Annotated in this window: 12 protein-coding genes; 5 read left to right on the plus strand and 7 right to left on the minus strand. The window is 28.5% G+C overall.

Annotated elements, in window-relative coordinates; translation table 11 throughout:
- From L8X50_RS07025 to L8X50_RS07045, 5 genes are all read right to left on the minus strand, one after another.
- Positions 1-763: DUF2920 family protein (locus L8X50_RS07025; RefSeq protein WP_263660769.1), on the minus strand; the 763-nt coding region annotated here is incomplete at its 3' end.
- Between the two features lie 59 nt (positions 764-822).
- Positions 823-1,563, minus strand: a complete 741-nt coding sequence (gene pstB / locus L8X50_RS07030; RefSeq protein ID WP_263659862.1) for a phosphate ABC transporter ATP-binding protein PstB — start codon at positions 1,561-1,563, stop codon at positions 823-825.
- Complete coding sequence (gene pstA, locus L8X50_RS07035) at positions 1,560-2,648, minus strand: phosphate ABC transporter permease PstA (RefSeq protein ID WP_263660770.1); 1,089 nt, start codon at positions 2,646-2,648, stop codon at positions 1,560-1,562. Before pstA ends, pstB begins: the two co-directional genes overlap by 4 nt.
- A complete protein-coding gene (pstC, locus tag L8X50_RS07040; protein WP_047208303.1) occupies positions 2,645-3,559 on the minus strand; it encodes a phosphate ABC transporter permease subunit PstC in 915 nt (304 codons plus the stop codon). Before pstC ends, pstA begins: the two co-directional genes overlap by 4 nt.
- A 16-nt stretch (positions 3,560-3,575) precedes the next feature.
- Entirely contained in the window at positions 3,576-4,559 is a 984-nt protein-coding gene (locus tag L8X50_RS07045) for a substrate-binding domain-containing protein (protein ID WP_257928718.1), read from the minus strand.
- Between the two features lie 86 nt (positions 4,560-4,645).
- Here L8X50_RS07045 and L8X50_RS07050 point away from each other — a divergent pair, with 86 nt between their 5' ends.
- Both L8X50_RS07050 and L8X50_RS07055 read left to right on the plus strand, forming a co-directional pair.
- On the plus strand, positions 4,646-5,305 hold the full coding sequence (locus L8X50_RS07050) for a response regulator transcription factor (RefSeq protein WP_263660771.1): 660 nt from the start codon (positions 4,646-4,648) through the stop codon (positions 5,303-5,305).
- Entirely contained in the window at positions 5,299-6,588 is a 1,290-nt protein-coding gene (locus L8X50_RS07055; protein ID WP_263660772.1) for a sensor histidine kinase, read from the plus strand. The genes L8X50_RS07050 and L8X50_RS07055 overlap by 7 nt, the downstream gene beginning before the upstream one ends.
- Here the strand turns inward: L8X50_RS07055 and L8X50_RS07060 are convergent, their stop codons facing one another.
- Both L8X50_RS07060 and L8X50_RS07065 read right to left on the minus strand, forming a co-directional pair.
- Positions 6,589-9,030, minus strand: a complete 2,442-nt coding sequence (locus tag L8X50_RS07060; RefSeq protein WP_263660773.1) for a hypothetical protein — start codon at positions 9,028-9,030, stop codon at positions 6,589-6,591. It abuts the gene before it with no gap.
- Positions 9,031-9,078: 48 nt separating this feature from the next.
- The gene (locus tag L8X50_RS07065; protein WP_263660774.1) at positions 9,079-11,118 is read right to left on the minus strand and encodes a KAP family NTPase; all 2,040 of its coding nucleotides are present in this window, start codon (positions 11,116-11,118) and stop codon (positions 9,079-9,081) included.
- A 108-nt stretch (positions 11,119-11,226) separates the two neighbouring features.
- On the opposite strand from L8X50_RS07065, the gene ftnA reads away from it, so the two are divergent.
- From ftnA to L8X50_RS07080, 3 genes are all read left to right on the plus strand, one after another.
- On the plus strand, positions 11,227-11,721 hold the full coding sequence (gene ftnA / locus L8X50_RS07070) for a non-heme ferritin (protein ID WP_220566403.1): 495 nt from the start codon (positions 11,227-11,229) through the stop codon (positions 11,719-11,721).
- Between the two features lie 105 nt (positions 11,722-11,826).
- A complete protein-coding gene (locus L8X50_RS07075; RefSeq protein WP_220566402.1) occupies positions 11,827-12,462 on the plus strand; it encodes a helix-turn-helix transcriptional regulator in 636 nt (211 codons plus the stop codon).
- 182 nt (positions 12,463-12,644) lie between these two features.
- Positions 12,645-14,582 (plus strand): cytochrome c family protein, encoded by a 1,938-nt coding sequence (locus tag L8X50_RS07080; RefSeq protein ID WP_263660775.1) that lies wholly within the window; start codon positions 12,645-12,647, stop codon positions 14,580-14,582.
- Positions 14,583-14,676 lie beyond the last annotated feature (94 nt).

Here is a 14,676-nt window from a genome sequence, read left to right on the forward strand (position 1 = left end):
TAACATTGCAATTTACAATAGTATTTGGGTCACGAAAAGTATAATCTTCTTTATTTAGTTCTTTTCCAAGAAAATACTGCAATGGAGGCAATGCAGCACCTGAATTATCTATCACTCCATCTACATACCAAGGAGCTATTTTAGCACACATTAATGCCACTAAGCCACCGTATGACCCCCCCCCGTAAATTTTAGGTAAAGATTTAAATTGAGGATAATTTTTCATTATATCTTTTAAGGCATTGATATGATCGATTGCAGGCATAATGGCAAAATTATTATACTCATTGTTGGGTGGGATAAAAGTGGAAGTAAAATATGCTTGATAATTTTGATCTACCAAATTTTGCCCTTTTAAGCTAGAAATTGCTTGATTTAAATACTCATAATATTGCCAAGCATTATAAGTGTTTAAATTACTTGTATTGATATTTAAATTTTCCAATGCTATTTTTAAATGCGGTAAATCATCTTCCATAAAAGTAGTAGTTGCACTATATTTTTCCACATCCGATCTTCTTTGACAAAAACAATGATAAAATACATTTACAGTTACTACATCAAATTTTTTAGCTATAAAATTTCTATAACTTTCTAAAAAATATATATTTGCATTAGCTCCATACCCACCTATGATAAAAACAATAGCTTTCATTTGCTTACTATCATCATAAGTGATTCTATATTCTAATTTACTTTCTCTTTTTATATTTAATTCTACATCATCACAAGAGTCTATAAAATAAGTTTCATTTTTAAGCATATTAAGCCTTTTAGAAATTTTGATTAATTATATCATCAAAATTTCTAAATAAATAAAAATTATCCAAAAGCTCCATTTAAATAAGATTTTGTTTTTTCTTCTTTAGGATTTTCAAAAAATTCCTTACTCTCTCCAAATTCTACAAGTTCTCCTAAATGAAAAAACGCAGTATAATCAGCCACGCGCTTACCTTGTTGCATGTTATGCGTTACCATGATCATAGAAAGATTATGACTTAATTCTTTAATAAGCTCTTCTATAACGCTTGAAGATATAGGATCAAGTGCAGAAGTTGGTTCATCTAAAAGTAATAATTTTGGCTTTATAGCCAAAGCTCTTGCTATACAAAGGCGTTGTTGCTGTCCGCCTGAAAGTGCTAGAGCATTTTGTTTTAGTTTGTCCTTTACCTCCTCAAAAAGCCCTACTTTTTTAAGACAATCTTCCACTAAAGCATCTTCTTCATCTTTGTTTTTAATCATCCCATGGAGTTTTGGAGCATAAGAAATATTATCATAAATGCTTTTTACAAAAACATTAGGTTGTTGAAATACCATTCCAACTTTTTTTCTAAGCACGACTAAATCTTGATTTTTAACATCTTTTCCATCAATCTCAACAAGACCATCGATTTTTGCTATTTTGTCATTCATCCTATTAAAACAACGCAAAAATGTGGATTTTCCACAGCCTGAAGCACCTATTAAAGCTGTGATTTTATTTTTTTGAATTTCCATATTAATATCAAATAAAGCTTGTTTTTTACCATAAAATAAATTTAGATTTGTTGTTTTTGCTATCATTTTAATTTTCCTTGAAAATATCTTCTTAAAAGTATTGCTGCTAAATTTAAAATTACCAAAAGAGATAAAAGCACTATAATCCCTGCTGCTGTTCTTTCTAAAAATGCACGCTCTGGCATAGCTGACCATGAAAAAATTTGAGCAGGTAAAACACTTGTTGGCGCAAAAACACTATTTGCCACATCAGGTATAAAAGCTATCATACCTATAATCATCAAAGGTGCGGTTTCGCCAATAGCTTGAGCTAAAGTTAAAATAGAACCTGTTAAAATCATAGGCATTGCCAAAGGTAGCATAATGCCTTTTATCATTTGAATTTTAGTCATGCCTAAAGCATATGCTGCATTTTTCATATTAACATCCACACTTTTTAAGGCAGCTTTAGTTGAAACAATAATAATAGGTAAGCTCATAATAGCCAAAGTTAATCCTCCAACTAAAGCACTAGAACGAGGCATCCCAAAAAGATTAATAAACACTCCAAGTCCTAAAAGTCCAAATAAAATACTAGGAATACTTGCAAGGTTATTAATACACACTTCTATAAAATGCGTAAATACATTTTGCGGAGCAAATTCTTCTAAATAAATAGCTGCTCCAACTCCTATTGGGATGCTTACAACCATACATACTATCATCACAAGTAAAGTTCCAACCACAGAAGCAAAGATTCCTGAATTTTCAGGTGATTTAGAATCTCCATTAAGGAAAAAATTTGTGTTAAAACTTAGTTTGATTTCTTGCTTTTGAACTAATTCATCAACTAAAGTTTTTTGTTCATCGCTTAGTTTATTGTAGTTTTTTTTCATATATTGATCAACTTCAGAATTTGCTAAAAGCCAAGATTTTTCTTTGATTTGACCTGTTCTTATTTTCCTTTGTTCAGCACGCGATAAAAGCTCATATGAAGGGCTATTTCTATCAGCCTGGGCATAAATGTAAGTTTGCTTAAAAGCTCCTATCCCAAGATACCCTACGCTTGATAAAAAAATACAAAGAAAAATAAGGTTTATATAAAGCCCCATTTTACAGAATCTTTTGAAATTTTTTGAAGCTTTTTTTCTTTGTTTAAAAAGTTTTTTCATAAATTTTTCCTTTTATGGAAGCGATTTATCAAATAAACGCTAAAAATATTAATGATTAATGTAATAATAAAAAGCACAAGCCCTAAAGAAAATGCACTTAAAGCTAAAGAACTATCAAAAGCTTGATCACCGCTTAATGCTTCTACTATTTTTACAGTCACTGTTGTCATATCTTCTAAAAAATTCATTGTTAAATTTGGACGCAATGAAGCAGCCATAACAACAATCATTGTTTCACCTAAAGCTCTTGAAAGTCCTAAAAGACAAGCTGCAACTATACCTGGCATTGCTTCTGGTAAAATTACTGCAAAAACAACTTCTTTTTTAGTCATACCTAAAGCATAAGCTCCATTTATCCTTTTTAAACTTACAGCTTCAATGCAATCTTGTGAGAGTGAAGCCACTATAGGAACTATCATAATACCCATGATAAAACCTGCACCTAGGGCACTTTGAAAACTAGCTTCTATACCAAAAAGAGAAAAAAACCACACTATAAAAGGAGCTACCACTATGGCTGCGAAAAATCCAAAAACTACAGTAGGAATTCCTGCTATGATTTCTAAAATAGGTTTTAAATAGTTTTTAGATTTTTTACCTGCAAATACTCCAAGATAAATAGCACACATTACACCTAAAGGTAAGGCTGTTAGCATTGCTATTAATGAAATATAAAAAGTTCCCCAAAATAAACTCAAAGCACCAAAAACCCCATGCTTGCTACTTCCATCAGCACCTACAAATGCAGCATCTGCTGCCCACTGACTTGAGAATAAAAAAGTAAATACGCTTTCTTTTTGAAAAAATTTTAATGCCTCTATTAAAATAGTTAGCATAATAGCAAAGCTTACTACTACGCTAACAAAAGCACAAAGAAAAAGCGTTAATTTTATTATTTTTTCTTTTATCAATTTTTCATCCTAAAAATTAAAAAACTTTCCCTGCTTTAACAAGCTCATCAGTTAATAAACCTTTTTCTTCTATATGTTTTTGGGTTTGTTTTAATGTTTTTTCATCCAAAGGAACTAATCCTATTTTTTCTAATTCTGCTCCGCTTTTAGCTAAATCATCACTCATATAAATTTTTGCAAATTCAAATACTTCTGGATTTTTCTTAGCATTCATATATATAAACAAAGAACGAGCTAGTTTATATTTTCCTTCGGAAATATTCTTCTCATCGGCTTTTACACCATCAATATCAACTGCATTAATCTTATCATCATTACTAGCTAAAAATCCGTATCCAAAAAGCCCAAAAGCTTCTTTATCAACAGAAAGTTTTGAAACAATTAAATTATCGTTTTCTCCGCTTGGTATAAATGCTCCATCTTGGCGTATAGTTTTATATGCACCTTTATATTCAGGAATTTTTTTAGAAATATCTACCATTACAAGCTCTTCTATACTATCTCTTGTTCCTGAACTTGATGGAGGACCATAGATTGTAATTTTTCTATTTGGTAGATTTTTATTGATTTGTTGCCAATTTGTATAAGGATTTGGGACTAATTTTCCATCTTGTGGAATTTCTTTGGCCAAAGCTAAAAATAACTCATGTAAGCTTATATTTAATGGAGCATTGATTTTATTTTGAGCTAAAACTATGCCATCATAGCCTATCATAATCCCGACTATATCACTCACACCTGATTTTTTACAAGTTTCAAATTCACTTGGCTTGATTGCTCTTGAAGCATTAGAAATATCAGTAATTCCCTCGCAAAACACTTTAAAACCACCGCCTGTGCCAAGACTTTCAACTATAGGTGTTTTTGTATTTTTTATAGAAGCATACTCTTCAGCAACAAAAGAAGTAAAAGGATAGACAGTAGATGAACCTGCTATTTTTAATTCTGCTGCGTTTAAACTAACAAAGGTAGCCACACTTAAAGCCAAAAGTTTTTTCATTTTTTCTCCTTGTTTTAAAAAAGTAATGAAAATTTAAAAAAACTTGGAAACATTTTGGATACATGTATTTTTTGATATAATTTTATATGCTAAATATTATTTTGATAGAAGATGATAAAGATTTAAATGAGTTAATTAGTTTAAGACTTAGTCAAGAAAATATAAAAATTTATAATTATTTTGATTTTTTTGACTTAGAAAATTTTCTAGATACAAATGAAATAGACTTAATCATCATGGATAGAAATTTACCAAGTGGCGATAGTGTAGAGATGATAAAACAATTAAGAAAAAAAGGTTATATGGAGCCTGTGATTTTTCTTAGTGCAAAAACTTTACAAAAAGATATTTTAGAAGGTTTTGAGCAAGGCTGTGATGATTATATATGCAAACCTTTTGATTTTAATGAGCTTTTATTTAGAATCAAAGCCGTAACTAAAAGAAATAAAACTCCAAAAGAACAAATTTCTTATCAAGATTTTACTTTATATATAGAAGAAAGGAAATTAATTCATCAAACAAATACATTTGAAAATTTATCAACCCTAGATGTAGAATTACTCAAGTGTTTTTTTAATCACAAAAATCAACTTCTAAGCCGTCAATTTTTAAGTGAGCAAGTATGGAAAAATGACACAACAAGCGATAAGACAATCAATACGGCTATTTTAAGATTAAAACAAAAAATTCCACAAATTAAAGAAAATATCATTTCAGTGCGCTCTGTGGGTTATAAATTGTGTTAAAAATCAGAAATTTTTTTGCTTTATTTTTTATATGTTTTTGTATATTTTTTATAGGATTGTTTTATTTTGTCAATGAGCAATATATAAACAACACTATAAAAAGCACTTATGAGCAAAAATTAAAAACCTTGAATGATACATTAAAATTTAGCATTATAAAAACACTCAATACAAACAACATTCAAGAATTTTCTCAACAAACAAGAGCAGATTTTATCATCAAAAAAGATGGAAAAACCATCTCATCTTTAGATGATTTTGATTTCTTTAAAAATCAATTTAACGCAGATTTTACACATGAATTTTTTAATAATAAAGAAATTTATTATAAAGCTTATCAATATGAAGGATATAAATACATCATCATTGTTTATCCAAAAATAAACGCAAAAATACAAGATTTTTGGATAAAAAATATTTTGATTTTTTTGCTTTTTTTAGCAGTATTAACTGCAATATATATTTTTATATTTAACTTTTTTAAAAAATACTTTCAAGAATTACTTTTGTTTATTAAAAATATAAAGAGTCAATCAGAATTTCATTTTACAAAGAACTTTTTTTATGATTTAAATTCTTTAAATTTAAGATTATTAAAAATAAAAAAATTATTTTATGAGAAAGAATTACAAAATAAAAAACAAGCCAAAAAAATTAAAATGAAAAACACTCAACTTTCAAATTTAATCAGTACTATTTCACATGAGTTAAAAAATCCTTTAAGTGTTATAAATTTAAGTTTGCAATCTTTAGAAAAAGAACATAATGATGAAACTATGAGAAAATTTATGCTTGAAAAAATTCACAAGCAAAGCGTAAAAATCAACCAACTAACACACAAACTAAATTTTGTTTTTAATTTAAATATCACATCTTTAAATGAAGAAAATTTTGATTTATATGCTTTAAGTAAAAATATTGTTGAAAATTTTAATGAAAGCAGGATTAAAATTCAAGGAGAGCAAACTTTCATAAAAGCAGATTCTTTTCTCATTGAGCAAGTTATTATTAATCTCATTAGCAATGCACTAAAATACAGTCAAAAAGATATTTTTATTGAAGTTAAAAACCAAGAATTTACTATACAAGATCAAGGCATAGGCATAGAGGAAAAATACTTAAAATTAATCACAAAAAAATTTTATAAAATCAATACTAGCCAAAACAATTCTTTTGGACTAGGATTGTTTTTAGTTAAAAAAATACTCACTTTACACAAAAGTTCTTTAAAAATTCAATCTAGCCCACAAAAAGGTAGCATATTTTCTTTTAGTATTGGCTAATCACTCTCTCAAAAAGCCATATTCATAAATTTTTGGTTCGATTTTTTTAGCCAAAATATCTAAAGCTAAATTCAAATCACTAAGTAAAATTTTATAATGCTCATCTTTTGCCTTGCTAGGCATATTCATCTTGCCTTTTTCATCTCTACCTTGAAAAAATTCTTTTATATCATACAAAGAAGCATTTACCAAATACCCTGCCTTTTCTTTATGCGTGTGATAATACTTAAAAAGCTCTTTGCCTGCTTTTAAAAGCTCTTTTGCTTCATTAGAAAATTCCACCTTGTCTAATGTATCATCAAATAAAACATCTTCATTTTTTATCTTGCCATTTATAAATTTATACATAAAATCACTCTTAAATGCTTCTTGAGTGATGCCTAATTCTTTCTCGCTAAAAGGTATGAAGTGATTTATACCTTCTTTTGTGCTTATATAATTTTGCCCATGAAAAAGCATAAAAGCCAAGCAATCACTTTGAAATTCTTTATCGTTTTGATATGCTTTGTTTGGATATAAAAACTGATCTCTATCATTTAGCCAAGTAGCTTTTATAGCATGGCGTACTGAAAGATATATACTCATAGGTAAAATATTCTTATGTGTGATAAAAGTAAAAAGTTTCTTTTTGATATCATTATCGGTTAAATTATTTGTAAAAAATACACCTGTGTTATTTTGAAAATCTGAACCTATCATTCTTAAAAAACCGATATTTTCACTTTCTTTATCATAAAAATTTCTAAGCCACTCAATCATATATTTATTTTTAGAAACAAAACTTTTCTTACCTAAAAAATTTCCATTTTCATTAAATACATCAAGCCTTACCTTTTTAAGCTCATCTTTTTGACTCATATCCCATATTAAAAATCCTATAGGAAATTTTCCTTTTACATTATCAAAAGTATAAGAAGGCGCTAGGAAGCCTTTTAAAAATTTAGCTTTAAAAATTCCTCTAAATTTATCTGATTGTTGTGCATTGATATATTTTAATTTAGAAAAAGTAGCTAGCACAGCTCCTTCGATCTCACAATATATTCTTATATAAAATTGCATAAACAATTCTTTGGCAGCTCCACCTATTTTAGAATTATATTTATCATAAATCATACTATCAGAAACTGCTGTTTTATTTTTGCCTGTCTTATTTCTAGTAGCAGTTGTGCTAGCTTCTGCATAAGGTGGGTTTATAAAAATGATGAGTTTTTTGCGTTTGTTTTCATCTTTTAAAATTTCTTGTAAATTTGAAGGTAGTTTTGATTTATAAATGACATTGCCTTTATCATCTACTTTATCAAAAAATTCATCATTTAAAAAGTCAAATTGAAAAACATGCTTTTCAAATAAATTTGCTCCATTTTTTATACGCTCATGTATCACATCAACATCTGCTTTATCTATGGTAGAGCAAAAAACATTTTTTGCATTTGTAAAATTTGCTAGCAAATTTCCTGTACCACCAGCAAGGTCCCATATATAGTATTTCTCTTCATAGTCTTTACCTAAAGCCTTTGATAAATACTCACAAGCCTTATCCACCCAAATTCTTGGAGTAAAAAACGCCCCCTTTCTTTCTCTAATGTCTTGATCTACAAGCAAATCCCTACGCTCTATCATATAATCCCAAAATTCCTCCAAAGGCGGACGCTCATAAATAGCCCAAAAATCTTTATGTGCTTTTTGATTATCTTTAAAGCCCGTTTTTTCTGTAGCGATAGAGCCTAGATCTGTCTTTTTGGCATTAAATTCATAATGATCTTTTTTCAAGATAGCAAAAAGCTTTTCTACTATGGTTTGATTTTCATTTGAGAGTAAATCAGCTAGGTAAAAGTCCGCATCAATAATGCCATTTTTCTTTGCTAAATCCCAATCTATACTTATGCTTTCTTTTACACTTTTGCTCCATTTGTGATATATGCTTACAAAGTTGTTTTTGTCAATTTTAAATTTACTTATATTTTCGTTTGTTAAATTTTCTTTTATGAAATTTTTTAATTCCTCATCATTTTTTTTATAGTAAAAAATCAAAGCTTCGTTTAAAATTTCATCTAATTCTTTTAAAAGTTTTAAAAACTGCTCGCTTGTGTGATCGCTTGGTGTTACACTCCAATCTATGTCGTTTTTATAAAAAACTTCTTGAATTTTAGAAAAAGATAAAAATGCGATTTTTTCAGCATCAAATGCACCTATTAAAGCAGGTGTTTGCTCGGCGTGAAATTTATGCTTTCCTATAGTTAAAATAAGCTGAATGAATGATTTTTTAATATCACTTATGCCTTGCTTAGCTTCAGCCCAAAATAAATTAATCTCACCTAAGTCTTTGTGCTTTTGCGTGATGATAAAATCTATCTTAGAACCAACTATAGAAAATTTTGAAAAATACGCCTCACGCACTTTGTTTTTTAAAGTTTCTTCATCTACTTTTAACCATTCTTGCATTTTTAACCTTTGATAATAAATAAACTTACAATTTTAAGCAAAATAAAATTATTTTTCAACATATCCTCTTGGATTAATATACCACGAAGCTTTTTTTTGTAAGTCATTTTTATAAAATTCTATAAGCTCTTTTTGTTCATCAGTAGGATTTTTAAAAGTTTCTTCGATCATAGTTTTTAATTCTTCAGATCTAATAAATCCTGGAAAGTACTGACTTATATATTTTTGATTATTATTATCCTTTCTTGCAAATTTTTCCAAAATCAAGAAAAATATTTTTGAATTTTGAGCAAAAATTCTAAAGGTTTTTTTTATACAAAAAATAGAAAATCTTTCAATAACAATAAAATACTCGAGTATCTTTTCTTTTATACTTTCATTATTTTCTCGGAGTAGTTTTTCTAATAGTATTTTTAACTCTTTTTCATAAATATACTCTTGAGCTTCATTAGAGAAGTTGCAACTATATATAAATAGCATTCTTACATCTAGTGAATAGGTATCATCAAGCAATTTATCGCTAACTATATTTTCCTTTTCTTTAAAAATGGAAAATATTTCCAAATAAGCTCTGCATTTATTAAAATCTTTTTCTCCATAAAATTCATCAAAAATACTCCAAAGATAATAAATAAATTCACTGCTTTTAAAGTCTTTAGTATAAATGCTCATTTTAAAAGCTAAATGTTTAAATCTTTCAAGTTCTTTTAAGTCATACTCATTAAAAATATCATCATACTCTTGGTGTGAATTTGCCTCTAAAATTTTATCTATAGTTTCTTTTCTGATAACATTTTCTGCGAAATTTAATACAAAATAATCTTGAAAATAATCCGAATAAGCTAATCTGTGTTTATATTTATAATCACTTCTATCCTTTGAATTAGAAAAATCCCTATTGTATAAATCATCTATTTTGGGAAATACAGAAATTAACAAATTTTTAACAACTTCTTTATTTAACTTATTTAGGCATTTTATTTGTTCATCAATAAAATTGGTGTATGTGGATTTTTGAAGTTCTTTGTTTTTTTCATCAGAATCTAAAGCGGTTCTTTTGAAAAATTCAGAATAGTTATAAATAAACTCATAAAATTTTGGTTCGAAAAGTTTAAACAAAGTAATCACAGCAAAATCATATAAATATAACTCTTGTTTTATCACACTCATTTCAAATTTTAAAACATTTAAGTATCTATTAATATCTCTTATATTTTCAAAAACACCTACAAAATGATTTGTTTTTAAATTCTGTATAAATTCATTTTTATCGAATTTTTCATAAACAAAGCTAAATTGTTCTATTTTTTGCATAAAAATCGCTGTTAAATCAGCTTTATTTAATTTAGGTAGCACTATAGGTACTTGCACTATTTTTTCTATATATCTTTCACCTTTATCTTTTTGAATCTTATCTAAGGCTGTAGCGACTACTTCATTATCATAAGCAAGAATATATATAGTATTTTTAAAATCTGCTATAGATTTAACAAGTTGAAAAATTTCTTGTATATCTGTATCGGCTAATCTATCAAGATCATCAATAACTATGATTATTTTTTTACCTATATTCTTTATTTCATTATTGATTTTTTCTCTAGTGTCATCTAAATTTTCTTTTGTCATCTCGGCTGTTTTTTGAAGAGCATTGCCAATATTACCACTTACTTCAGAAGCAATACTAGCAAAAACATCTAGTCCAGGTATAAATTTCAGTGGTTTAAATATATAAGATAAAGCTTTTAAACCATCGCTTAATTTTTGATACTGCTCAGAAGAATCTGTCCTTCCTATTTCAGCAGAAAGTTTTGTAAAAAAATCACTAATAAGCTGTTTTCTAGTAGAGATGTTCCAAGGATTGAAATTTATTATAATGAAATTTACATCATCTTTAAAATCTTCTAAAACCATATTTATAAACGAAGTTTTTCCACTACCCCAATCCCCTATAATACCTATAGAAATACTATCTTCATCTTGATAACTTTTTATAATTTTCGCTAGTGTAGTAGCATTTTCTCTTCTACTAAATAAATCTTCATTTTTGCTTGTTATAGCTTTATCAACTTTAAAAGTATTTATTTGCATTTTTTACTCTTTATTTTTTAGCGTAATTATACATAAAATATAAATTTAGTATAAATTAAACTTTAAAATATATCATTATAAAATCCATTATTAAAAAAAGGAGAGAAAATGCTTTCAAAAGAAGTAGTAGCTTTATTAAATGAGCAAATTAATAAAGAAATGTATGCAGCAAATTTGTATTTGAGTATGAGTTCATGGTGCTATGAGCATAGTTTTGATGGTGCAGGGGCGTTTTTGTTCGAGCATGCAAGAGAAGAAAGTGATCATGCTAGAAAACTCATCACTTATTTGAATGAAACTGATTCTAAAGTAGAATTAAAAGAAGTTAAAAAACCTGATAGTGATTTTAAATCATTGCTTGATGTATTTGAAAAAACTTTTGAGCATGAGCAAAGTATCACTGCTTCTATTAATAATCTTGTAGATTTTATGCTTTCAAGTAAAGATTATTCTACTTTTAATTTTCTACAATGGTATGTAAGCGAACAACACGAAGAGGAAGCGCTTTTTAGAGGTATAGTAGATAAAATCAAACTCATAAGCGATAATGGCAATGGCTTATACATGGTAGATCAATACATCAAAAGTCTGACTAATAAATAATTTTTAGCTTCCATAAATTTGGAAGCTAAATATCTTTTAATTTAAAAGAATTCTTGCAAAATAAAAGTAAATTTGCTAAAATACTTTTTATTTAAAAGGATTTTTATGCAAATGAATGAAATTACTGATAAATTAAAATTTATACTCCAAAAAGAAGGAATAAAAAACGCCAAAGATTCTGATGTAGCTAAGATGCTAAATATCAATCCTGATACCTTTTATAGTATGAAATTTAGAAATTCCATACCTTATAAACAAATACTTCATTTTTTAAATGAGAGAAATATCAATATCAATGCGTTTTTTTATGAAGATTCCCTTGAGAGCAATACTCTAACGCATGATCTAAACTATAATGTTTTAAAATATTATGATGTTAATGCTTCTATGGGAGGTGGAGCTTTAAATGATAATGTAAGTTTTTCAGAAGTGATTATAGATGAAAAACTAAGTGATTTTTTTGGCTCTAAAGATTGTGATATCATCCCATGTATAGGCGATAGCATGGAGCCTGAAATCAAAGATGATTCTTTGTGTTTAGTAGATAAAAGCAAAAGCTTTAAAGAAGGTGGAGTTTTTGCAGTAAATACTAGAGATGGTTTATTTATCAAACAAATTTTTAAAAGCAATAAAGGCGGAGTTTATTTACACTCTTTTAACCTAAGTTATGCGGATGTTCATTATCAAAATGGAGACTTTTTAATTGTAGGTAAGGTAGTGGGGACTATTAGTAGAATTTAATATTTAGCAAATAACTTCTTTTTCTATATGATAATTTTTATTATTTAAATTAATAAAAAGTTAATAAATTATATTTTTAAGTTAATTTTTATTAAAAAATAGTCAAAATTATGTTTTAAAAGTTAATAGATAATAAATAAGAGTGTTTTTATCTTTTAATAAAACTACATGAAAGGGAAGTTATGAAACATAAACTAGCTAAAGTCGCCACTTATGCTTGTTTAGCATTGGGCATTAGTTTGACTACACAAGCTTTTGCTTCTTCAGAGCCTAGAACCCTTGATGGTTATGTGGCTCAAGAAGATGCATTTTTTGATTATCTTTATAAAAATCACCCTATTTTTAAATATGAAAAAGAAGGGCGTTTGGTGGGTAAATTTACCCATAGTGATAGAACTGAAAATTGGGTTGCAAATCAAAATGGAGCTAAATTTGCTGCCGAGCATGATTTAAAACAAGCCTCTATTACCTATCGTTTGCCTTATGAATCTTTTTTGGACTTTCCAAACAAATTTGTGGGTCCAAAAAAATGTGGCGAATGCCATCCTGCTCAATATGCTTCTTGGGAGCGCTCTCGTCATGCAAAAACCGTGCGTTTTCCACATGAAATGGAAGAAGTTGGTGGAGCTGAAGGTTTGAAAAAACCTATGTATAATTCTCAAGCTACTATTTTACCCGATGGAATTTATCCAAATGATGTTTATGCTCTCATTGGAACACCAAGAACAAAATATGGTTTTATAGATAGATGGCTTGTGCGTGGAACTTACCATGTTGAAGATGGAAATTTGAGTGATTTAAGTGGTAAATTAACCGCTGGAGGCAATCAATTTTCAAGACTTTGGAGTGAGTTTTTAACCCCTGAAATGGCACAAAAAATAGCTGCATTTGCACCTGGTTTTCCTACTAAAATGGAAGATTTTGGAGGAAATGGCTCTCAAGTATGGGGAACAAACTCTTATGCTGCAACTTATAAAGAAAAAGCAGTTTTTCAACCTGCTACTGCATATTGTGAAACCTGTCATACTTTTAAATTTGATTTTAAGAGTAAGGAAGAATTTTACAAAGCACTAGGTAATCCAAAAGAACTTCAAAAACATACCATCTCAAAAGGTATTACTTGCGAGGAATGCCATGGGGCTGGAGCACATCTTTATGGAGCAAGAGGTGCAGGCATGCCATCAAATTGTGAAAGATGTCATCAAAGATTTTCATATAATGAAACCGATGCTAAAATCAATCCTAGAAAACCTTTCAACGCATATTTTAAATCAAGTTGTCCTGCGTGTGGAACAGAAGGTGCTCAAATGTATTCTTCAGCACACTACGATAAGGGTATGAGATGTAATACTTGTCATGATCCACATGAAGTAACTTTTAATGATTGGAAAAGCGGTTATACTAAAACAAAACTTAAAAAAACTTGCAAAGATTGTCATGAAACTCAAGCAAGCTTTTTCAAAAAAGGTGGAATTCACGCAAAAGATAACTGTACAGCTTGTCACATGCCAAATATGATGAGTTGCGAAAACTTTGGAGCGGTTCAAAACCCTGATAAAGGTGGATTTGATAATGTTAGAGCTTCACATATTTGGAATATCAAAGTAGATAAAACCGCAAAAACACTTAATCCACCAGAAGGTAAAGAAAGATCGCCTAAAGTTGGTGGTTGGACTATAGCTAGAGATGATGAAGGTAGATTTTTCCTTGATTTAATGTGGAGTTGTGGTAGAACTAGTTTTAGTGATATTAACCTAATGGGTCCTGGTGCAAGTGGTTGTCATAGTCCTGTACAATCAACCTTACCTGAAAAACTTCACTTTAGCAATCAAGAAATGATTTATGATAAAGTAATGCAGTGGCAAAACCCTGTTAAAGAAGGATATGAGAAAATTAGAAAAGGCATAGCAAATATTGATAAAACTTTTGCTGAAAAAAATAAACTTTCAATAGAGCAAAAATCAAAAGTATTAAGCCTAACTAATCAAGCTCAAGCCATAGCTGATAGACTAGAAAAAGATGGTTCTTGGGGTGTTCATGGACCTGCTTATTCTAAGAAAATCATAGAAGAAGCTTTAATTTATATCCAAGAAGCACAAAATATCCTAAATAGTAAATAAAAACAAAGGAAGAATGAAAAATTCTTCCTTAAAATAAGGAGCTAGTCTTGAAAAATTTAATTACTCGACTTTTTATTGTGCTTTTTACTCTTTT

It is taken from the genome of Campylobacter sp. CNRCH_2013_0898h, from assembly GCF_025772965.1.
GTDB lineage: Bacteria > Campylobacterota > Campylobacteria > Campylobacterales > Campylobacteraceae > Campylobacter_D > Campylobacter_D lari_D.

Bases quoted from the DNA above. Each gene is read 5' to 3' on its own strand.
- pstB (WP_263659862.1), bottom strand. From the start codon at position 1,563: ATGATAGCAAAAACAACAAATCTAAATTTATTTTATGGTAAAAAACAA.
- pstA (WP_263660770.1), bottom strand. From the start codon at position 2,648: ATGAAAAAACTTTTTAAACAAAGAAAAAAAGCTTCAAAAAATTTCAAA.
- L8X50_RS07045 (WP_257928718.1), bottom strand. From the start codon at position 4,559: ATGAAAAAACTTTTGGCTTTAAGTGTGGCTACCTTTGTTAGTTTAAAC.
- L8X50_RS07050 (WP_263660771.1), top strand. From the start codon at position 4,646: ATGCTAAATATTATTTTGATAGAAGATGATAAAGATTTAAATGAGTTA.
- L8X50_RS07060 (WP_263660773.1), bottom strand. From the start codon at position 9,030: ATGCAAGAATGGTTAAAAGTAGATGAAGAAACTTTAAAAAACAAAGTG.
- L8X50_RS07065 (WP_263660774.1), bottom strand. From the start codon at position 11,118: ATGCAAATAAATACTTTTAAAGTTGATAAAGCTATAACAAGCAAAAAT.
- ftnA (WP_220566403.1), top strand. From the start codon at position 11,227: ATGCTTTCAAAAGAAGTAGTAGCTTTATTAAATGAGCAAATTAATAAA.
- L8X50_RS07075 (WP_220566402.1), top strand. From the start codon at position 11,827: ATGCAAATGAATGAAATTACTGATAAATTAAAATTTATACTCCAAAAA.
- L8X50_RS07080 (WP_263660775.1), top strand. From the start codon at position 12,645: ATGAAACATAAACTAGCTAAAGTCGCCACTTATGCTTGTTTAGCATTG.